Raw genomic sequence first — 20,990 nt, forward strand, 5'->3', positions numbered from 1 at the left:
GCGCGTTGTGTGGTGTGGCCGCGTGGCCCGCCCCCGGGGGCCCGCCGGGGGGGGGGGGCGGGGCCGCGGCCGCCCCCCCCCCGGGGCGCCCCCCCCCCCCCGGGGGGGGCCCCCCCCCCCGCGGCTCTTGATCTTGCGTGGTGCTTGTAGTGCGGTGTTGTTACGGGGTCAGGCGGACTTCCGGCTGTCCCGCGGATGCACAGCGATGTTCATGGCGCCGGAGCGCAGGACCGCCAGCCTCTCGGCCAGCACCTCCTCCAGCTCCTCGCGGGTACGCCGCTCCATGAGCATGTCCCAGTGCGTTCGCGCCGGCTTGCCCTTCTTCTCCTCGGGGCCGTCGCCGTCCACCAGGAGTGCCTGGGCGCCACACGCCTTGCACTCCCACTCCGGCGGAATGTCCGCCTCAACGGAGAACGGCATCTCAAATCGATGGCCGTTCTCACATGCGTACTCCACCGCCTGGCGCGGGGCCAGATCGATGCCGCGGTCCGTCTCGTAGCTGGTCACCACGAGTCGCGTACCGCGGAGAGCTCGCTCACTCATGAATCGTGCCTCCCGGGCTTGTCGCCCACAGGACAGGTGTCGCTGTCGTCGTCATCCGGTCAACGTCCGGTCGGCGGTAAAGATTCCCGTTCCGGGTCATGCGTCGCCCGTCGTGCCGCCCCTTGTTGTACCCACCAGTGCCCGTTTTGTCACATCTGACAGAAAGTGTCACCCAGTGAATTCACTTCTTCAGCACGCAGTAACGGTCCGTCTGGCAGGCCAAAGGCGTACACTACCGGCCTTTCACTTCAACGTCTAAATCCGTTCCGGCACAGGGTTGCCCGCGGCCGCCACGGCACGCCTCACCGGTACCCGCGCCAGCAGCACGAATCCCAGCGCGAAGAAGACCACCAAAGAGATGATCGCGTCCCGATAACTGCCGGTCAGCTGGTACGCGAGCCCGAACACCAGCGGCCCCAGCCAGCTCAGCCCGCGGTCGCTCATCTCATAGGCCGAGAAATACTCGGCCTCCTTGCCGCGCGGAACCAGATGTGAGAACAACGACCGCGACAACGCCTGGCTCCCGCCCAGAACCAGCCCGATCGCCCCAGCGAGACCGAAGAACCACACCGGCGCCCCGGCCGGCAGGAAGTACCCCGCCGCCAGAATCAGCGTCCAGACCCCCAGTGAACCCAGAATCGTCCGCTTGGCCCCATGTGTCCTGGCCAGCCGCCCCATGCCCAGCGCACCCGCCACCGCGAGCACCTGCACCAGCAGCACCGCCGTGATCAACGTCGCCTGATCAAGACCCAGCTCCTCCGACCCGTAGATCGAAGCCTGCGAGATGACCGTCTGCACGCCGTCGTTGTAGATCAGATAGGCCAGCAGGAACGACAACGTCAACGGATGCCGGCGCATGTCCCGCAACGTGGCCATCAACTGCCGCCACCCCGAACCGACCGCCTCCTCGCCACTCGGCGCCAGCCGACGGTCCCGCAGCCGCCGCAGCGGCACCAGTGTGAAGGCGCCCCACCACAGCCCCGCCGACGCCAGACAGATCCGCACCGCCTCGGACTCCGAAAGCCCGAACGTCTCGTGACCCGAGTACACGACCAGATTCAGCACCAGCACCAGCGCGCCTGACGTATAGCCGAACGCCCAGCCGCGCGACGACACCGCATCACGCTCGTCCGGCTCCGCGATCTGCGGCAGATACGCGTTGTACAACACCATCGACACCGACAGCGACGCATTGGCGGCGATCAGCAGAAACGCGCCCAGCAGATACCGGTCGCCGTCCAGGAAGAACATCCCCGCCGTCGCGGTCGCACCCACATACGCCGCCACCGCCAACAGCGGCTTCTTCCGGCCCGTACGGTCCGCCGCCGCGCCCGCCAGCGGCATCAGCAGCACCGCCACCACCATCGACGCGGACACCGAGTACGCGAAAACGGAACCCGCCCGCACCGGCACACCCAGCGGATGCACAAAACCCTCGGCGTCCGCCGCGGCTTTCGCCACCGACGTCAGATACGGCCCCAGGAAGACCGTCAGCACACTCGTCGAATAGACCGAGCACGCGAAGTCATAGAAATACCAGCCGCGTTGCTCGCGTCTGCGCTCACTCGTCCCGGTCGTCCCGGTCGTTCGGTCCGCGGTGTCGGCCGTCATCCCGCGCCCCCTCGCTCGTCCCGTAGTGCAGACGCGCGGGGTTTCAGACCCAGACTCCCCGGTCGGTCAGTACCGTGCGCAACGTCTCCAGATGATCGGTCATGATGCCATCCACACCGAGATCCAGGAGCGCCGCCATCCGATCCGCCTCATTCACCGTCCAGACATGCACCTGCAGACCCCGATCGTGCGCCGCCCGCACAAAACGCCGGTCCACCACCCGGATGCCGCCCTGCGACTCCGGGACCTGAGCACACACCGCACCCGCCCGCAGCGCCGCCGGGATCCCGTACGAACGCAGCCGTAGACCCACCACGCCCCGCACGCCGTACGACGTCGCCAGCCGCGGCCCCGCAAGACGCATCGCCCGGGCCACCCGGCCCTCCGAGAAGGAACCGACGCACACCCGGTCCCAGGCACCCGCCCTGCGAATCAGATCCACCAGCGGAACCAGCGCCGGCTCCGCTTTGACGTCCACATTCCAGCGCGCCCGAGGAAACTCCTCCAGCAGCTCCTCGAACAGCGCCAACGGCTCCCGGCCCGCCACCCTCGCCTGCCGCACCTCGCTCCACGGCAGCGCCGCTATCCGGCCGCGCGCATCCGTCACCCGGTCCAGCGTCGCGTCATGAAAGGCGACCAGCTGCCCGTCCGCGGTGGTGTGCACATCGGTCTCGAAATAGCGGTAGCCGGCATCGGCGGCCCGCCGGAAAGCGGCCGCGGTGTTCTCTATCCCGTCGGCCGCCCCGCCACGATGGGCGAAGGCGAGTACCGACGGATGGTCCAGGTAAGGGTGGCGTACGCGAGTCACTGCCGCAGTATCGCCTGCTTCGGTGTCGCGCCGGCGACCACCGTGCTGCCACCGTCCCGCTCCGAGATGGCGAAAACACGCAGGAACAACTGCGCCAGCGGCCCGATGGCCAACGCATACGCGACCGTGCCGACACCCACCGAGCCGCCCAGCACGAAGCCGGTCGCCACCACAGCCAGCTCGATCGCCGTACGGACCAGCCGGATCGAACGCCCCGTGAGCCGGTGCAGCCCAGTCATCAGACCGTCCCGCGGACCCGGCCCGAACCGCGCCGAGAGATACAGGCCCGTTGCCACCCCATTGAGCACGATGCCCCCGGCCATCACCGGAATCTGCGCCCCGAGCCCGGACACATCCGGCACCAGTGCCAGCGTGCCGTCCATCGCGATTCCGATCACAAAGACATTCGAAACCGTGCCAAGACCCGGCCGCTGCCTGATCGGAATCCACAGCAGCAGAACAGCCGCGCCGACGATGATCGACACCACGCCGATCGTCAGCCCCGTGCGCTCGGCCAGACCCTGATGAAGCACACCCCACGGCTCGAGCCCCAGCCCGCCGCGCACAAGGAGCGCCGAACTCACCCCGTACAGCGCCAGACCGATGTACAGATGCAGCAGCCTGCGGGTGAGATGCGCGGACACGATGGCGCCCCCCTCTGGTGGTTGTGGACTGACGCATGACACTCTGTGGCTACGGAACAGACGGCAACCATGGCCAATTCGAGGAAGGTGGACTGACTTCCATGACGCAGTGGACCTCAGCGGTAGGCGCGGCTCAGCTCGCCAGGCAGCTCACCTCCCAGCAATCCCGCCCGGCCGGGCCAGGCACCCGCAAGCCCCCCGCCTACCGCGCACTCGCCGACGGCATCCGGCTCCTCGTCCTCGAAGGCCGCGTCCCTGTCGCCGCCCGGCTCCCCGCCGAACGCGAACTCGCCCTCGCCCTCTCCGTCAGCCGCACCACCGTCGCGGCGGCCTACGAAGCGCTGCGCGCCGAAGGCTTCCTCGAGTCCCGCAGGGGAGCGGGCAGCTGGACCGCCGTACCCGCCGGGAACCCACTGCCCGCCCGCGGACTGGAACCCCTGCCGCCGGAATCGCTCGGCTCAATGATCGACCTCGGCTGCGCCGCCCTGCCCGCGCCCGAACCCTGGCTCACCCGAGCCGTTCAGGGAGCGCTCGAAGAACTGCCCCCGTACGCACACACCCACGGCGACTACCCGGCCGGCCTGCCCGCCCTGCGCCGGATGCTCGCCGACCGCTACACCCGGCGCGGCATCCCCACCATGCCCGAGCAGATCATGGTCACCACCGGCGCGATGGGAGCCATCGACGCCATCTGCCACCTCTTCGCGGGGCGCGGCGAACGCATCGCCGTCGAATCCCCCTCCTACGCCAACATCCTCCAGCTGATGCGCGAGGCCGGGGCCCGCCTCGTGCCGGTCGCCATGGCCGAAGGGCTGACCGGCTGGGACCTGTCCCGGTGGCGGCAGGTACTGCGCGACGCCGCGCCCCGGCTCGCCTACGTCGTGGCCGACTTCCACAACCCCACCGGCGCGCTTGCCGACGAGGACCAGCGGCGCCGCCTCGTGGACGCCGCACGCTCGGCCGGCACCGTCCTGGTCGTCGACGAGACCATGTCCGAGCTGCACCTGGACGACGACATCGACATGCCGCGGCCCGTCTGCGCCTTCGACCCGGCGGGCAGCACGGTCCTCACCGTCGGCTCGGCCAGCAAGGCCTTCTGGGCCGGCATGCGGATCGGATGGGTGCGCGCGGCACCCGACGTGATCCGTTCCCTGGTCGCGGCACGCGCATACGCGGACCTGGGCACGCCGGTGCTGGAACAGCTCGCGGTCAACTGGCTGATGCAGACCGGGGGCTGGGAGGAAGCCGTGTCCATTCGGCGTACCCAGGCACGCGAGAACCGCGACGCGCTGGTCGCGGCGGTCCGCCGGGAGCTGCCGGACTGGGAGTTCGATGTGCCGAGCGGTGGGCTGACGCTCTGGGTGCGCACCGGAGGGCTGTCGGGATCCCGGCTCGCCGAGGTCGGTGAGCGCGTGGGGGTGCGGGTGCCTTCGGGGCCGCGATTCGGCGTCGACGGGGCCTTCGAGGGCTACGTACGGCTGCCGTTCACGGTCGGCGGGGCGGTCGCGGAGGAGGCGGCCGCGCGGCTGGCGGCGGCGGCGCGGCTCGTCGAGACGGGCGCGAGCACCGGCACGGAGGCGCCGCGGACGTTTGTTGCCTGACGGATTCCGAAATCCGTCAGCTGTCAGTTGTCGTCCTTTGCATCGTCAGGCGAAATCTGTCATCTGTCGGTCGACGAACGTCAGCCCTCGGCCGGTACGGGATCCGGGGCCGCCGCCTCGACTCGCTCCAGCCTCTCCGGCAGCAGGTCCAGCACAGCTTGCCGGTGTGCCTCGCTCGTCGTTTCGTCGTACGGGTCCGGGGTCGCCGGCACCTGCAGCCTGAGCACCGAACCCGTACCGAGCCGTGCGTAGCCCCGGCCGGACGGCACTTCGGTCGTCGGCGTGGTGTGCGGCTCCACGCCGAGCACGGACTCCACCTGCTCGAAGGTGGCAGGACCCAGCACCGCTCGGGCACGCGTATGCGTCCGTACGGCCTCGGTGAGCGCGTCCAGGCTGTCGAACTGCTCGGCCACGACCACCGTCACGTGGGCCGCCCGGCCATGCCGCAGTGGTACCTGCAGCAGCTGCTGCGGATCGGTGTGCCCGTCGGCCGCCGCCAGATGGCCGAGGATGCTCGGACGGTCCAGCAGGATCCACAAGGGCCGCTTGGTGTCCTCGGGTGCGGGGTGCCCGGCCTGCCGGGCCCGGTTGGCGGCGATCAGCCTGCGCTCGGTCTCGTGCGCCGCCCACTCCAGGGCCGCCAGCGCCCCGGCCAACCCGCACTCCAGAGCCAGCACGCCTGTCCGTCCCGTCAGACAGGCGTACTCACCGGTGCCGCTGCCCTCAATGATCAGTACGTCTCCGTGCTGCAGGGCCTGCAGAGCGATCGAGCGCAGCAGGGTGGTGGCGCCGCTGCCGGGCTCGCCGACGACCAGCAGATGCGGCTCCGTCGAACGCGGACCCGTACGCCAGACGACCGGTGGCGCGTCCCTGGTCTCGCCGCCCTCCATCACCGGCACGGTGCGCTGCACCGCGTCGGCGTCGGTGAAGCCCAGCACGGTTTCGCCGGGGACGGTGACGAAACGCTGGGCGGCGATGGAGGTGGGCAGTGCGGGGAGCACGCTCATCACGAGCTGGTTGCCCTCCTCGTCCCAGCTGAACAGATACTCGCGGCCGCGTCCGGACTTGGCATGCAGCAGTTTCTCGATCCGGGCCCGGGACTCGGACTCGCCGTCGGTGAAGTAGGCGGGGTACTTCACCGACAGCCGGGTGAGGCGTCCGTTGCCGTCGAATTCGTAGCCGCTGAAGGCCTTGCTCCACTCGCCGCCGTGGGCGAACAGCGGAGCCGGGTCCTCGGCGACGGAGAAGTACGGCACGAGCGCCTCGTAGAGGGCCTGGAGCCGCCCGGTCTCCGCTTCGTCAGGGCCGGTCCGCACCGGCGTACGCACCCGGCCCTTCCAGGCGGCCGCGGCCATCACCGAGATCAGGGCGACCAGTGGCCCGTACGGGATGAGCACGACCACCAGGCCGCAGCCCACGATCAGGAACAGCGCGGGACCACGCCGTTCCTTGGGGGTGGCGGCCCACCTGCGCGCCGCCGTGGCGGCCAGCTGCCGCAGACCACGGGTGATCGTGATCAGCGGATGAAGGACGTCCGTGGCGCTGTCGGCGGCCGTGCGCGCGATCTCGCGGCTCCGGGCGAGCTGTGCGCTGCCGCTGCTGAGAATGCGGGGGAGTGGGCGCCGGGCCACATCGGTCTCCTGAAGGTGCTGAAGGTGCTGATGAAGCTGGAGGTGCTGGAGGTGCTGAGCGGGACGGGGCGTCAGAATTTGATCCCGCCCAGGAGACTGGCGAGGCTCGCTGTGCCGGCCTTGACGCTGGGCGCGATGGCGGTGCCCGCGAGGAAGAAGCCGAAGAGCGCGCACGTGAATCCGTGGGACGTCTTGAGCCCGTCCTTCCTGACGAAGAGGAAGACGACGATTCCGAGCAGCACGACACCTGAGCATGAAAGGATCATGAGAGTTCTCCTGGTCGAGGGACGGTCACCATGAGTTCTTCCATGCTCACAGGAAGTACTCATGTGATAAAAGGTGCAAATGGGTGAAATGTTCCGAATTTCACTGCACTGGAGGACGTCGGAGAACCGTTCGGGGGGCACACTGCTCGGTTGCGCGGCACAGTGCCTCGCATGCGGTGATCCTTGCCTCCGGCGGGCCGCGTCATGTCGCTGCGCGGGCAGTACCCTGTCGATTCACTCGTACGGCCGCTCTTGCCGTGCGCCCCAGGTCAACGTGGTGAAAGGCGGTCCGTCCGATGAGCGAAGCCCCGGATCCCGAGGTGATCGAGCTCGCGACCAAGGTCTTCGATCTGGCCCGTCAGGGAGAGACCGAGGCGCTCGCCGCGTACATCGACGCCGGCGTCCCGGCGAACCTCACCAACGACCGCGGTGACACCCTCGTCATGCTGGCCGCCTACCACGGGCACGCCTCCGCGGTGGAGGCGCTCATCGCCCGCGGCGCGGAGCCGGACCGGGCCAACGACCGCGGCCAGACGCCGCTCGCCGGAGCCGTCTTCAAGGGCGAGGACGCCGTCATCCGCGCCCTGCTGGCCGGCGGAGCAGATCCGGAAGCCGGAACTCCATCCGCGATGGATACCGCGCGGATGTTTGGGAAGACAGACCTCTTGGAGCTGTTCGGCGGCCATTGAGCGGCTGCCGAGGGGCCGTTGAGAAGCCGCTGAGAGGGACGCCGTAAATGTGGTCGCGGTGGCGAAATGGGTGGGTCATCATGACGTCGGGCCCTACCCCGGACTTCATCCGGGAGTTCCCCTGGGGCCACAGACGAGAGGCAGACAAAGATGGTCTACACCAAGCGGAAGACGACGGGCGCCCCTACATGTTGCTGCGCGGCCTAGGCACCTCCACTCCCCGGTTGCGTCGACAGCTTGATGTGAGGCTTTCCCCATGTTCGATCCAGTCATAGCGCCGAGCGGTACGCTGCTCGGCCTGCTGCAGAGAGGCCGCGGTGACGGCACGCTGCACGCGCTCGCCGCGCCGCGCGCCGAAGCGCTCGCGGCCCTCAACCACTGCGTACTGAGCGATCCCCGCCACGACTGGCAGGTCGAGAACCGCTCGCTCTACTACGCACGCCTCTACCTGGATCTCCACGGCAGTCTCGAGGAGATCGAGCGGCACCTCTGGGACACCGACGACCACCTCGACACCGACGAGGCCAGGACCGGCCTCGCGCTCGCGGTGCTCGGGCACCTCGCCTCCTACGGCAGGGGCGACGCCCTCGCCCTGCTGCGCAGATACGCCGCGAGCGGAGCCAACTGGGCCTGGGCCCTCGACGAGCTCGCCCTGCGCGACAACGACTCGGGTCTGCGGGCGCTGGCCACCTCGGTTCTCGCCCGTTTCCCGGCCACTCCGGAGGGCGACGCCGAACTTGCCGTTGCCGTACGGGACGCCTTCGAACCGCGTCCGTGGCGGCTGTGGGCGGAGGACCAGCGGGACGCCGTCGGCGCCCGCGTGCGGACAGCACAGGAGGCCGGCTCCTTCGACCGCTGGCAGCGCCAGATGCGGCCCACCGGGCCCCGGCCCGGATGGAGCGTCCAGGCAGTCTTCGACTGGGCCGAGCAGGGCCTGGAGCGCGGCAGCGCCCTCCATGTGCCCGCCGCCCGCTGCCTGTCCGCCGTCGCCGGACCCGACGACCGGCCGCTCATCGTCGAAGCCGCACGTCAGGGGCCCGACGGCGCGCGCTGTGCCGCCCTGCACTATCTCGCCGAATCACGGGACCCGGTCGTCCTCGATCTGATCGAGGCCGCGACGCTCAGCGGCTCTCGTGCCGTCGCCGACGCCGCTGTCTCCGCATTCGAGCGGATGTGCGGCGACGAGGCTGTCGACCGGGCGCGCGGCTGGGTGCACCGGCCCGACGCGCTCGGGGCGTCAGCGGCGGGTGTGCTCGCCTGCCGGGGCAGCGCCAAGGACGCCAAGCTGGTACTGGGCGCCCTGCGCGAGACCGTACGCGCCGACGGTCCTGACGCACCGCCGCTGTGGACACTCGTCGACGGGGCGGGACGGCTCGGTATCGCCTGCGCCGCACCCGTACTGCGCCATGTGTACCGGGAGACCGCTTCTTCCCAGCTCCGCGGGCGCGCGGCCCGCGCACTCGCCGCCACCGACTCCTCCTTCCCCACCGGATTCGCCGTCGAATGTCTGTGGGACTGCGAGGAGACCACGAGAGAAGTCGCCGCGCTGCACGCCGAGACCGGCGATGTGCGGGTCGCCGAGCGACTGCGCAGGCTGGCCGCGGACCCGGCCGAGGAGGCCGAGGTACAGACCGCGGTACGGAGCAGAATCGGCCCGGATATGCCCGCCGTGTGACTGTCTGCCCTGTGATGACGGGGCCGCCGTCACAAACGCTCATGGGACGTTTCACGGGCGGAAAGATCCACGTTGGCCGCTCCACCCCGAGCACGACGACAACACGGGTATGCGTGTCGTCATCGTCACCGAATCCTTCCCGCCCGACGTCAATGGTGTGGCGCACTGCGCCCTGCAGACCGCCCGGCATCTCGCCGCACGCGGTCATGACCCGCTCGTCATAGCCCCGGCAGTCGCCGGGTCCGACAGCTCCGAATCGAACGCGCCCTGCCCCGTGGTGCGCGTCCCCTCCCTGCCGCTGCCCGGATACCCGCAGGTGCGGGTGGCTCTGCCGAGCCGCCGGGTGGCGGCGGCCATCACCGCCCACCGGGCCGACCTCGTCCACCTCGCCAGCCCCTTCGTGCTCGGCGTGCGCGGCATGGCGGCCGCGGCGCGGCTGGGCCTGCCGGCCGTCGCCGTCTACCAGACCGACCTGGCGGGCTACGCCCGTACCTATGTCGGCGCGGGCGAGGGCGCCGCCTGGCGGCGCATCCGCGCCGTGCACAGCGCCGCGGACCGCACACTCGCACCGTCCACCGCCGCCCTCCGCGATCTGGAGGAACACGGCGTCGAGCGGGTCCGGCTGTGGCCGCGCGGCGTCGACACCGCGCGATTCCGGCCGGAGCTGCGGGACGAGGAGCTGCGGCGCAGCCTCGCCCCCAACGGTGAACTGATCGTCGGCTATGTCGGCCGGCTCGCTCCTGAGAAGCATGTCGAGCTCCTCGCCGGCGTCTGCGGTATGCCGGGTGTACGGGTCGTGGTCGTCGGCGACGGGCCCAGCGAGCCATCGCTGCACGGCGAGCTGCCCGGGGCCGTCTTCCTCGGCCGCAGGACCGGCGACGAACTCGCCCGGATCTTCGCCTCGCTCGACGTCTTCGCACACACCGGTCCGTACGAGACCTTCTGCCAGACCGTGCAGGAAGCCATGGCGAGCGGGATACCGGTCATCGCGCCCGCCGCGGGCGGACCGCTCGATCTGGTCGACCAAGGCCGTACCGGGCTGCTGGTGGAACCGCGGGACGTGGACGCGGTACGGACCGCGGTCGCGACCCTGGTGGCCGACCCCGAGCTGCGTGCCGCGTACGGCCACGCGGGACGGGCCGCTGTCGAGGGCAGGACCTGGGCCGTCATCGGGGACCTGCTGCTCGACCACTACGCCGAGGTGCTGGGCGCGCGTACGGCGGTGGCGGCATGAGCGCGCTGCGAATCGTACGGCTGGCGAATTTCGTCACCCCGTCCTCCGGCGGCCTGCGCACCGCGCTCGGCGAGCTCGGCAAGGGCTATCTCGCGGCGGGGCACGAGCCTGTGCTGATCGTTCCCGGCGATCTGGAGAGCGATCGGCTCACCTCGCAGGGCCGGGTGATCACCCTGCCGGGACCAGAGCTTCCCGGCACCGGCGGCTACCGGGTGCTGGCCGGCCGACGGCGGCTGCGGCAGGTCCTGGAAACCATCGAGCCCGACCGGCTCGAGGTCTCCGACCGCACGACGCTTCGGTGGACGGGGGAGTGGGCGCGGCGCAACCGCGTCCCCTCGGTGATGGTCTCGCACGAGACGGCCGACGGCGTGCTGAGGACCTGGGGGCTGTCGGAGGGAGCCGCCGGGCGCACCGCGGACCGGCTCAACCGCCGTACCGCATGGGCGTATTCGCGGATCGTGTGCACGACGGAGTGGGCGGAGCGGGAATTCGTCCGCATCGGGGCGCGCAATGTGGTGCGCGCCCCGCTCGGCGTCGACCTGCTGCGCTGCCGGCCGGGCAGGCGCAGCACGGTCCTGCGCGCGAAGTACGCCGCCGGGGCCGAGGTGCTTCTGCTGCTCTGCTCCCGGCTGTCGGTCGAGAAGCGCCCGGGAATGGCCCTGGACGCGCTCGCCGAGCTGCGGAAGCGAGGCGTACGGGCCGCGCTGGTGGTCGCGGGCGACGGTCCGCTGCGGGCCGCGCTGGCGCGCCGGGCCCGTGCGGAACGGCTGCCCGCGGTCTTCCTCGGCCATGTCGGCGACCGCGAAACGGTGTCCGACCTGCAGGCTGCGGCGGACCTCTGCCTGGCACCGGGGCCCGCGGAGACGTTCGGCCTGTCGGCCCTGGAAGCGCTGGCCTGCGGCACCCCGGTGATCGCGAGCGCGTCGTCGGCGCTGCCGGAGGTCATCGGGGACGCGGGAGCGGCTGCCACGGACACTCCGGAAGACTTCGCGGATGCCGTACAGGGGCTGCTGTCCCGCACGGAAGCCGACCGCCGCGCGGCGGCCAGGGCGCGGGCCGAACTCTTCGACTGGCAACGGTCGGTGTCGGCGTTCCTGTCGGCACACGACGCCCCGCCGGTACGTGAGCGGGCACGCGGAGAGGGCGTGGCGGCATGACGGCCGGCCCGGACACCGCGGTCGTGGACGAGCCGGTTCCGGAGAACACCGCCGCGAGCGCCCACGACGCCCCGGGCGCTTCCGGGCTCGATGCCGTCGCATCGGACGCCTCCGGGCCCCCGAGTGCCCCCCGCTTTGTCGCGCTCGGGGACTCGCTCACCGAAGGCGTCGGTGATCGCGTCGGCGACAGCTGGCGAGGGTGGGCCGCTCTGCTCGCCGGCGGGCTCTCCGCCGTCGGCGCGCCCGCCCACTTCCGTAACCTCGCCGTCAGCGGTGCCCTCACTCAGGACGTCGCCGAGCGCCAGGCGCCCGAGGCACTCGCGTACGAACCCGACATCGCCTCCGTCGTCGTCGGGGTCAACGACACCCTGCGCTGCACCTTCGACATCGAGGACCTCACCCTGCGGCTGGACGAGGTCTGCGCGGCGCTCTCGGCGCGCGGCACCGTACTGCTGACCGCCTGTCTGCCCGACCCCGGCACCATGCTCGGGCTGCCCGTGCCGCTCGCGCGCCCCCTTGCCAGACGCCAGCGGGCGGTCAACGCCGTCGTCCACGCCCTGTCCGCCCGTTACGGCGCCGTACATCTGCATGTCGCCGACGGCTCCTGGGTCGCCGACCGGTCCATGTGGAGCGCGGACCGGCTGCATCCGGGCGAGCGCGGGCACCGGATGATCGCGGCCCGCTTCCATGAACTGCTGACCGCGCGCGGGCTCGCGCACGGCGGCGCGCCCGCAAGCGAGCCCGATCAGCCCTCGCCGACCCGCTCCGCGTCTCTCCTCTGGCTCGCCACGGCAGGTACCGGATGGGTGGCGCGCCGGTGCACCGATCTGCTGCCGCAGCTGCTGCGGATGGCCGGCGCGGAGGTACGGCACTGGGCGCGTGGCACCAGCGCACGTCTGGACCACAGCGCCGAGCATGCGCTCTCCTCCGCGCTGGCTGCCGTGTCACTGGACGTTCCCCTTGCCAGAATGGGGGAATGAGCGGGCCCTGGGAGTTCTGGATCGACCGTGGCGGCACCTTCACCGACATCGTGGGCCGACGCCCGGACGGACGGCTCGTGACCCGCAAACTGCTCTCGCACAACCCGGAGCGGTACCGGGACGCGGCCGTCGCCGGGATCAGGCTGCTCCTCGGCGTCGGCCCGGACGAGCCCGTCCCGGCCGACCGGGTCGCCTGCGTGAAGATGGGCACGACCGTCGCCACCAACGCGCTGCTCGAGCGCCGCGGCGAGCCGACCGTCCTCGTCATCACCGAGGGATTCCGGGACGCGCTGCGCATCGCCTACCAGAACCGGCCCCGGCTCTTCGACCGCCGGATCCTGCTGCCGGAGGCGGTGTACGAGCGCGTCATCGAGGTACCCGAACGCGTCGACGCGCACGGAGAGGTCGTGCGGCCGCTCGAAATGGCCGCCGTCACGGAGCAGTTGAAGGCCGCCCGGAGTGAAGGCTTCCACAGCGCGGCCGTCGTGCTGATGCACGGCTACCGCCACCCCGGTCACGAAACCCGTATCGCCGAGGAGGCCCGTACGCTCGGCTTCACCCAGGTCAGCTGCTCCCACGAGGTCAGCCCGCTGATCAAGCTGGTGCCGCGCGGTGACACGACCGTCGTGGACGCCTACCTCTCGCCGATCCTGCGGCGGTACGTCGACGAGGTCGCCGGCGAACTCGACGGCATCCGCCTGATGTTCATGCAGTCCAACGGCGGGCTGCGCGAGGCCGCGCACTTCCGCGGCAAGGACGCCGTGCTGTCCGGCCCGGCCGGTGGCGTCGTCGGCATGGCCCGTACCGCCGAGCAGGCCGGATTCGGGCGGGTCATCGGCTTCGACATGGGCGGCACCTCCACCGATGTGTCGCACTACGCGGGCGAGTTCGAGAGGGAGCTCGGCACCCAGGTCGCCGGTGTACGCATGCGCGCGCCCATGATGAACATCCACACCGTCGCGGCGGGCGGCGGCTCCGTACTCCACTTCGACGGCCGCCGATACCGCGTGGGCCCGGACTCCGCGGGCGCCGTGCCAGGTCCCGCCTGCTATCGCCGCGGCGGCCCGCTGACCGTCACCGACGCCAATGTGATGCTCGGCCGCGTCCAGCCCGGCCACTTTCCCGCGGTCTTCGGCCCCGACGGCGACCAGCCGCTGGACGCCGACACGGTGCGCGAGCGCTTCGCCGAACTCGCCGAGGAGGTACGCAAGGAGAGCGGCAAAGACCGCACTCCCGAGGAGGTCGCGGCCGGCTTCCTGGAGATTGCCGTCCTCAATATGGCGAACGCGGTCAAGAAGATCTCCGTACAGCGCGGACACGACATCACCCGCTACGCCCTCACCTCCTTCGGCGGCGCGGGCGGCCAGCACGCCTGCGCGGTCGCCGACGCACTCGGTGTCAACACGGTGATCGTGCCGCCGCTGGCCGGGGTGCTCTCCGCGTACGGCATCGGGCTCGCCGACGCGACCGCCATGCGTGAGCAGTCCGTCGAGGCGGAGCTGGACGAGGGGGCCCTCGGGCGCGTGCGCACCCTCTGTGACGATCTCGCCGCGCGCACCCGCGCCGAGCTGCGCGCCGATGCGGTCCCTGACGCCGCGATCACGACGCACGCGCGCGTGCTGCTCCGATACGCCGGAACGGACGCCGGCCTGCCCGTTCCGCTGGACACCGTCGCCGCGATGAAGGAGGACTTCGAGACGACCCACCGTGCCCGCTACGCGTTCACCATGGACAAGCCGCTCGTCGTGGAGGCGGTGTCCGTCGAGGCGGTGGGAACGGCGGGAGAACACGGCGAGTACGTCGTCGAAGGGACCGCGGGCGAGGAGAAGTTCGCGGCGCGCGCCACGGTGCGGATGTTCGTGGACGGCGCGCGGCGGGACACCCCGCTGTACCGGCGCGGAGACCTGCGGCCCGGTGACGCCGTCGAAGGCCCCGCGATCATCGCCGAGGCCGACGCCACCACAGTCGTCGACCCCGGCTGGCGGGCGGCAGCGGGCGACGGCGGGCACCTGCTGCTGACGCGGGTACGGCCACGCCCCGGCAGAGTCGCCGTCGGCACCGATGTCGACCCCGTCCTCCTGGAGGTCTTCAACAACCTCTTCATGGCGATCGCCGAGCAGATGGGCGTACGCCTGGAGAACACCGCACACTCCGTCAACATCAAGGAGCGGCTCGACTTCTCCTGCGCCCTCTTCGACGCGGACGGCAACCTGATCGCGAACGCACCTCACATCCCCGTCCACCTCGGCTCCATGGGCGAGTCCATCAAGGAGGTACTGCGCCGGAACGAGGGCGCGCTGCGGCCGGGCGATGTGTACGCGATCAACGACCCGTACCACGGCGGCACCCATCTGCCCGATGTGACGGTCGTGACGCCGGTGTTCGAAGGGGAGGAGCTGCGGTTCCTGGTCGCCTCACGCGGCCATCACGCCGAGATCGGCGGCATCACGCCCGGTTCCATGCCCGCATTCAGCCGCACCGTGGAGGAGGAGGGCGTGCTCTTCGACAACTGGCTGCTCGTACGGGACGGGCGGCTGCGTGAGGCCGAGACGCGGGAGCTGCTGACCACCGCCCGGTACCCGTCCCGCGCGCCCGACACCAACCTCGCCGACCTACGCGCGCAGATCGCCGCAAACGAGAAGGGCATCGCCGAACTGCGCCGTATGACCGACCAGTTCGGGCTCGATGTCGTCCAGGCCTATATGCAGCATGTGCGGGACAACGCGGAGGAGTCCGTGCGCCGGATCGTCGCGGGTCTGGCCGACGGCGAGTACCGCTACGAGACGGACGGCGGGGCCATCATTCAGGTGGCCCTGCGCGTGAACCGGCAGCAGCGCAGCGCGGTTCTCGACTTCACCGGCACCTCGCCGCAGCAGCCCGGGAACTTCAACGCGCCCAAGTCGGTGGTGATGGCGGCGGTGCTGTACGTGTTCCGAACCCTGGTCGCCGACGACATCCCGCTCAACAGCGGCTGTCTGGAGCCGCTCGAGGTACGGGTGCCGGAAGGGTCGATGCTCGCGCCGGTCCACCCCGCGGCGACCGTCGCAGGCAATGTGGAGACCTCGCAGGCCGTCACCGGCGCGCTGTACGCCGCGCTCGGTGTGCAGGCGGAGGGATCGGGCACGATGAACAACCTGACCTTCGGCAACGACCGTGTGCAGTACTACGAGACGGTCGCCAGCGGCTCGGGCGCGGGCGACGGCTTCGACGGGGCCGACGCCGTTCAGACCCATATGACCAACTCCCGCCTCACCGATCCCGAAGTGCTGGAGTGGCGCTATCCGGTGCGCGTGGACGCCTTTGCCGTACGGGAAGGCAGCGGTGGCCGCGGCCGCTGGAGCGGCGGCTGCGGAGTCGTCCGCAAAATCCGCTTCCTCGAGCCGATGACGGTGGCGCTGCTCACGGGGCACCGCCGCATCCCGCCGTACGGCATGGCGGGCGGCGAGGCGGGTTCGCTCGGCAGCAACGTCGTGGAGCGGGCGGACGGGTCGGTGACGCGGCTGCGCGGCGTCGACTCGGTGGACGTCGGACCCGGGGACGTGCTGGTGATGAGCACACCGGGGGGCGGGGGGTACGGTGCTCCGTCGCCGTAGCGGGGGCTCCGCCCCCGGACCCCCGCGCTTACAGGGCCGAAGTCCGTACCGGGGACGATCCGCCGCACAAGGTCCAGGTCCACACCACTCGCGGTCAGCGAACCATTAGCGAACTGGGACGAAACGCACACGAACGCCCGGCACCGCCTGCGCCGCCGCAGCGAGATCCCGTTTGTCGGCGACCGCCACCACCGGATAGCCGCCGGTGGTGGGATGGTCGGCGAGAAAGACCACCGGGCGGCCGTCCGGCGGCACCTGCACGGCCCCCAGCACCATGCCCTCGCTGGGGAGTTCACCGGTCACCGCCCGCTCCAGCGAAGGCCCCTCGGTACGCAGCCCGATGCGATTGCTCGCCGACGACACCCGGTACGCGCCACGGGCCAGCGTGCGCAGGGCCGCGTCCGTGAACCAGTCGGCGCGCGGCCCGAGCCGCACCCGCAGCACCAGCTCGGCCGGTGGGGCGGGCCACGGCACGCCGCCGTCGACCCGCGCCGGCGGACCGGCCGGCTTACCGAGCGGCAGTACGGCGCCGTCCGTGAGCGGTGCGGGACCGAGCCCGGAGAGCAGATCGGTGGAGCGGCTGCCCAGCACCGGATCGACCGCGATCCCGCCGGCGAAGGCCACATAGGTGCGTACGCCGCGCAGCGCCGGGCCGGTCTCGAGCACCGAGCCCGCGGCGACCCGCACCGGCGCGCCCCAGGCCACCGGCCGCCGGTCGACCGTGACCTGGCAGTGTGCGCCGCCGACGGCCACGGTCACCGCGCAACGCGGTCGCACCGCACACCCGTTGAGGGTGGTCTCCAGGACCGCGGCACTCTCCGCATTGCCCACCAGCCGGTTGACGAGGCGGCCGGAGTACGGGTCGAGCGCACCGGAGCGTGGCACGCCGAGATGGGCGTGCCCGGGTCGCCCCAGGTCCTGCACGGTGGTCAGCGCCCCGGCTCGTACGACCGCGAAGGCCCTGTCGGTCATCGGCGGATCCCGGTGCGCTCCGGCACGAACCGCACCCGCGTCCCCGGCGAGAGCAGCGCGGCGGGCTCCCGCGCCGGGTCCCACAGCACCGTGTCCGTCGTCCCGATCAACTGCCAGCCGCCGGGAGAGGAGCGCGGATACACGCCGGTGTACGGCCCGGCCAGCGCGACTGCCCCGGCCGGTACGGAGGTGCGCGGGGTGGCTCTGCGCGGTACCGCGTACGGCTGCGGAAGCCCGGTCAGATAGCCGAAGCCGGGTGCGAACCCGCAGAAGGCGACCCGGAATTCGGCCGCCGAGTGGATGTCCGCGACGTCCTCCTCCGCCACCTGCCACAGCGCCGCGACATCCGCCAGATCGGGCCCGTCGTAGCGGACGGGAATCTCGATCGCGTCCTGCACGCGCGCGTGGAGCGCCGGAATCTCCCACTCCGCGAGCTCGCGCGCGAAGCTGCCCGGCTCGTCGAGCCCGTCGAGCAGCACGGTCCGGGCCGCGGGCACGATCTCCCGGATCGCCGGAAGGGTGCCGGCGGCGCGGCGGCGCAGCAGTTCCGCATGGAGCGCCCCGGCCTCGTCCCCGTCGTTCAGCTCGACGAGGAGTGCCCGGTCGCCGACCGGCAGGGCCCTCATACGAAAGCCTCCACACGGACGCCCACGGTTTCCAGTTGCCGTCGCACCCGGCGGGCGAGAGCGACGGCCCCCTCGGTGTCGCCGTGCAGACAGAGCGAGCGGGCACGTACCGATACCGACTGTCCGCACCGCGAGGTGACCACGCCGAACCTGGCCATGCTGACGGACCGTTCGACGACCGCGGCCGGATCGCTGAGGACCGCACCGTCCTGTCCGCGTGGCACCAGTGTGCCCTCCGCGGTGTACGCGCGGTCGGCGAACGCCTCGGAGACGGCGGGCAGTCCGGCCTTCTCCGCCATGGTGTGCAGTTTCGAGCCGGGCAGTCCGAGCAGCGGCAGGCGCTCGCCGGACAGCAGCACACCTTCGACGACGGCTGCTGCCTGCTCCTCGTCGTGCACGACACGGTTGTAGAGAGCGCCGTGCGGTTTGACGTACGAGACACGTGACCCGGCAGCCTTGGCGAAGATCTCCAACGCCCCTATCTGGTACGCGATCTCGGCGGCCAGCTCGTCCGGCGGGACGTCCATGGAGCGCCGTCCGAAGCCGGCCAGATCGCGGTACGAGACCTGGGCGCCGATCCGTACCGAGCGGTCGGCGGCGAGTTCGCAGACGCGCCGCATGGTGACCGCGTCCCCGGCGTGGAAGCCGCAGGCGACATTGGCGCTGGAGACCACGGACAGCAGCTGTTCGTCGTCGGTCAGCCGCCAGCGGCCGAAGCCCTCGCCGAGGTCGGCGTTGAGATCGATCGACGCCCAGGTCATGTACTCCTCATTCCTGCTCGTCAGGCCACGCGGTACTGCGCGTCGCGGGCATCCGTGATGAACATCTGCCCTGGCGCGTGCGTGATCGCGAACGGCGGCCGCGAGGCCATCACCGCCGCCTGCGGCGTGACCCCGCACGCCCAGAACACCGGGATGTCGCCGGGCTCCGCGTCCACCGGATCGCCGAAGTCGGGGCTGCCGAGGTCCTCGATGCCGAGTCCCGCCGGGTCGCCGTGGTGCACCGGACCACCGTGCACCGCGGGCATCATGGCGCTCACTCTGACCGCCGTGCCGATGTGCTCCGGCGGCACGGGGCGCATCGACACCACCATGGGCCCGTGCAGGCGCCCCGCGGGGCGGCAGAGGCGATCGGTGACGTACATCGGGACATTGCGGCCCTGCTCGACATGGCGCATCGGAACCCCGGACTCGGAGAGCATCCACTCGAAGGTGAAACTGCAGCCGATGAGGAACGACACCAGGTCATCGCGCCAGCGCTCCACAACGTCCGCGGGTTCGTCGACGAGTTCGCCGTGCTCCCACACGCGGTAGCCGGGGAGATCGGTGCGCAGATCGGCGTCCGGCGCGAGCTGCGTGGACCAGGCACCGGCTTCGGTGACATCGAGTACTGGACAGGGCTTCGGGTTGCGCTGACAGAACAGCAGCATGTCGTACGCCCAGTCGGCGGGGACCGAGATCAGGTTCGCCTGTGTGTGGCCGGGTGCCAGGCCCGCGGTCGGTCCGCCCACTCCGGAACGGAATTGCTCGCGGGCCTCAACCGGGCTCCATGCGTGCCCGTCGACGCGCTCCAGGGTGCGGATCACACCAGCTCCTTCCCGCGGGTCTCGGGCAGGCCGAGCAGAGCCACCACTGCCAGGCCGTAGCCGACGGCGCCGAGGACGAGCGCACCGCCCACTCCCCAGCTGTCGGACAGAAAGCCGACCAGGGTGGGCAGGAACGCGCCCACGGCACGGCCACTGTTGTACGTGAAGCCCTGGGCAGTGCCTCGTACGGCCGTCGGATACAGCTCGCTGAGGAACGACCCGAAGCCACTGAAGATCGCGGACATGCAGAATCCGAGCGGGAAGCCGAGGACCAGCAGCAGACCGTTCGCTCCGGAAGGGATGTTCGTGTAGGCGAGGATGCCGATGGCGGACAGCACGGCGAAGAGCGTGATGTTCTTCTTCCGGCCGATCCGGTCGGTGAGATAGCCGCCCGTGAGATAGCCGATGAAGGACCCGGAGATCAGAAAGGTCAGATAGCCGCCGGTGCCGACGACGGTGAGCCCCCGCTCGGTCTTGAGATACGTGGGTACCCAGGTGGCGAGCGTGTAGTAGCCGCCCTGGACGCCGGTGGAGAGCAGCGTCGCGAAGAACGTCGTACGCAGCAGATCCTTCTTGAAGATGGTGGAGAAGGTCCCGCGCTCGGTGCTGGCACGGCGTCGCTCGGCCGCCGCGGGGGCGTCGCTGACACTCCGCCGTACGTAGATGACCAGCAGGGCGGGCAGGGCGCCCGTCCAGAACATCACGCGCCAGGCGGTGTCCGCGTCGAGGAACTGGAAGACCAGGGTGTAGACGATGACGGCGAGCGCCCAGCCGGCCGCCCACGCGCTCTGGACGGCGCCGAGTGTGCGGCCGCGGTGCTTGGCGGAGGCGTACTCGGCGACCAGGATCGCGCCGACCGCCCACTCGCCGCCGAAGCCGAGACCCTGCAGGGCGCGGAAGACCAGCAGCGTCTCGTAGTTGGGGGCGAAGCCGCACAGGACGGTGAACACCGCATAGGTGATCACCGTGATCATCAGGGCCTTCACCCGGCCGATTCGGTCGGCGAGGATACCGGCGAGCGCCCCGCCCACCGCGGAGACGACCAGGGTGACGGTGGTGAGAAGTCCGGTTTGTCCGTTGTTGAGACCGAAGTACGCGGAAATCGCCACCATGCTCAGCGGCAGTGTGAAGTAGTCGTAGGAGTCGAGGGCGTAGCCGCCGAACGCGCCGCCGAAGGCGCGGCGGCCGCGCGGCCCGAGTGCCCGCAGCCATGCGAACGCGCCGGTGTCCTCGGGTAGTTCGCCCTGCTTCGGCTGGGTCTGGGTCGTACTCATCTGCACCTCGCAGAGGGGGAGGAGGGTGCTGTCGAGACTGTACGGTGACGCCAAGGTAGGGGATTGTTGAACGATCCGACAAGAGTTATGTGGGGTCGTTC

18 protein-coding genes are annotated in these 20,990 nt (G+C 70.9%); 7 read left to right on the top strand and 11 right to left on the bottom strand.

Annotated features, from left to right (window positions below):
- Positions 1–168: 168 nt before the first annotated feature.
- From ACFYXH_RS35195 to ACFYXH_RS35210, 4 genes are all read right to left on the bottom strand, one after another.
- A complete protein-coding gene (locus ACFYXH_RS35195) occupies positions 169–543 on the bottom strand; it encodes an RNA polymerase-binding protein RbpA (protein WP_161311542.1) in 375 nt (124 codons plus the stop codon).
- A gap of 255 nt (positions 544–798) precedes the next feature.
- Positions 799–2,154: an MFS transporter gene (locus ACFYXH_RS35200; protein WP_389571860.1), complete on the bottom strand. Its 1,356-nt coding sequence runs from the start codon at positions 2,152–2,154 to the stop codon at positions 799–801.
- A gap of 43 nt (positions 2,155–2,197) precedes the next feature.
- On the bottom strand, positions 2,198–2,962 hold the full coding sequence (locus ACFYXH_RS35205) for a glycerophosphodiester phosphodiesterase family protein (protein WP_389571863.1): 765 nt from the start codon (positions 2,960–2,962) through the stop codon (positions 2,198–2,200).
- Complete coding sequence (locus ACFYXH_RS35210; protein WP_385308675.1) at positions 2,959–3,609, bottom strand: YitT family protein; 651 nt, start codon at positions 3,607–3,609, stop codon at positions 2,959–2,961. The genes ACFYXH_RS35205 and ACFYXH_RS35210 overlap by 4 nt, the downstream gene beginning before the upstream one ends.
- A gap of 98 nt (positions 3,610–3,707) precedes the next feature.
- Here ACFYXH_RS35210 and ACFYXH_RS35215 point away from each other — a divergent pair, with 98 nt between their 5' ends.
- Positions 3,708–5,207, top strand: a complete 1,500-nt coding sequence (locus ACFYXH_RS35215) for a PLP-dependent aminotransferase family protein (RefSeq protein WP_389571866.1) — start codon at positions 3,708–3,710, stop codon at positions 5,205–5,207.
- A gap of 80 nt (positions 5,208–5,287) precedes the next feature.
- Here ACFYXH_RS35215 and ACFYXH_RS35220 read toward each other — a convergent pair whose 3' ends face one another.
- A complete protein-coding gene (locus tag ACFYXH_RS35220) occupies positions 5,288–6,838 on the bottom strand; it encodes an ATP-binding protein (protein WP_389571869.1) in 1,551 nt (516 codons plus the stop codon).
- 71 nt (positions 6,839–6,909) lie between these two features.
- Entirely contained in the window at positions 6,910–7,104 is a 195-nt protein-coding gene (locus ACFYXH_RS35225; RefSeq protein ID WP_327322215.1) for a hypothetical protein, read from the bottom strand.
- 296 nt (positions 7,105–7,400) lie between these two features.
- On the opposite strand from ACFYXH_RS35225, the gene ACFYXH_RS35230 reads away from it, so the two are divergent.
- From ACFYXH_RS35230 to ACFYXH_RS35255, 6 genes are all read left to right on the top strand, one after another.
- Complete coding sequence (locus ACFYXH_RS35230; protein ID WP_327322214.1) at positions 7,401–7,793, top strand: ankyrin repeat domain-containing protein; 393 nt, start codon at positions 7,401–7,403, stop codon at positions 7,791–7,793.
- Positions 7,794–8,049: 256 nt separating this feature from the next.
- Positions 8,050–9,468 carry a HEAT repeat domain-containing protein gene (locus tag ACFYXH_RS35235; protein WP_389571874.1) on the top strand — a complete coding sequence of 473 codons (1,419 nt, stop codon included), beginning with the start codon at positions 8,050–8,052 and terminating at the stop codon, positions 9,466–9,468.
- Between the two features lie 109 nt (positions 9,469–9,577).
- Positions 9,578–10,702, top strand: coding sequence for a glycosyltransferase family 4 protein (locus ACFYXH_RS35240; protein WP_389571877.1), 1,125 nt, complete (start codon positions 9,578–9,580; stop codon positions 10,700–10,702).
- A complete protein-coding gene (locus ACFYXH_RS35245) occupies positions 10,699–11,859 on the top strand; it encodes a glycosyltransferase (protein WP_389571880.1) in 1,161 nt (386 codons plus the stop codon). Before ACFYXH_RS35240 ends, ACFYXH_RS35245 begins: the two co-directional genes overlap by 4 nt.
- Positions 11,856–12,839, top strand: coding sequence for an SGNH/GDSL hydrolase family protein (locus ACFYXH_RS35250; RefSeq protein ID WP_389571883.1), 984 nt, complete (start codon positions 11,856–11,858; stop codon positions 12,837–12,839). The genes ACFYXH_RS35245 and ACFYXH_RS35250 overlap by 4 nt, the downstream gene beginning before the upstream one ends.
- On the top strand, positions 12,836–16,432 hold the full coding sequence (locus tag ACFYXH_RS35255; protein ID WP_389571886.1) for a hydantoinase B/oxoprolinase family protein: 3,597 nt from the start codon (positions 12,836–12,838) through the stop codon (positions 16,430–16,432). The genes ACFYXH_RS35250 and ACFYXH_RS35255 overlap by 4 nt, the downstream gene beginning before the upstream one ends.
- 105 nt (positions 16,433–16,537) lie before the next feature.
- Here ACFYXH_RS35255 and ACFYXH_RS35260 read toward each other — a convergent pair whose 3' ends face one another.
- Genes ACFYXH_RS35260 through ACFYXH_RS35280 form a run of 5 tightly spaced genes read right to left on the bottom strand, consistent with a single transcriptional unit; the run spans position 16,538 to position 20,889 of the window.
- Complete coding sequence (locus ACFYXH_RS35260; RefSeq protein ID WP_389571889.1) at positions 16,538–17,404, bottom strand: biotin-dependent carboxyltransferase family protein; 867 nt, start codon at positions 17,402–17,404, stop codon at positions 16,538–16,540.
- Entirely contained in the window at positions 17,401–18,030 is a 630-nt protein-coding gene (gene pxpB, locus ACFYXH_RS35265; RefSeq protein ID WP_389571891.1) for a 5-oxoprolinase subunit PxpB, read from the bottom strand. Before pxpB ends, ACFYXH_RS35260 begins: the two co-directional genes overlap by 4 nt.
- Positions 18,027–18,791, bottom strand: coding sequence for a LamB/YcsF family protein (locus ACFYXH_RS35270; protein WP_389571894.1), 765 nt, complete (start codon positions 18,789–18,791; stop codon positions 18,027–18,029). The genes pxpB and ACFYXH_RS35270 overlap by 4 nt, the downstream gene beginning before the upstream one ends.
- Before the next feature lie 20 nt (positions 18,792–18,811).
- Positions 18,812–19,615 (bottom strand): putative hydro-lyase, encoded by an 804-nt coding sequence (locus ACFYXH_RS35275; RefSeq protein WP_389571896.1) that lies wholly within the window; start codon positions 19,613–19,615, stop codon positions 18,812–18,814.
- Positions 19,612–20,889, bottom strand: coding sequence for an MFS transporter (locus ACFYXH_RS35280; protein ID WP_389571899.1), 1,278 nt, complete (start codon positions 20,887–20,889; stop codon positions 19,612–19,614). The genes ACFYXH_RS35275 and ACFYXH_RS35280 overlap by 4 nt, the downstream gene beginning before the upstream one ends.
- Positions 20,890–20,990 lie beyond the last annotated feature (101 nt).

The sequence above is a fragment of the Streptomyces sp. NPDC002730 genome, assembly GCF_042888805.1.
In the GTDB taxonomy this organism is placed as follows: Bacteria; Actinomycetota; Actinomycetes; order Streptomycetales; family Streptomycetaceae; genus Streptomyces.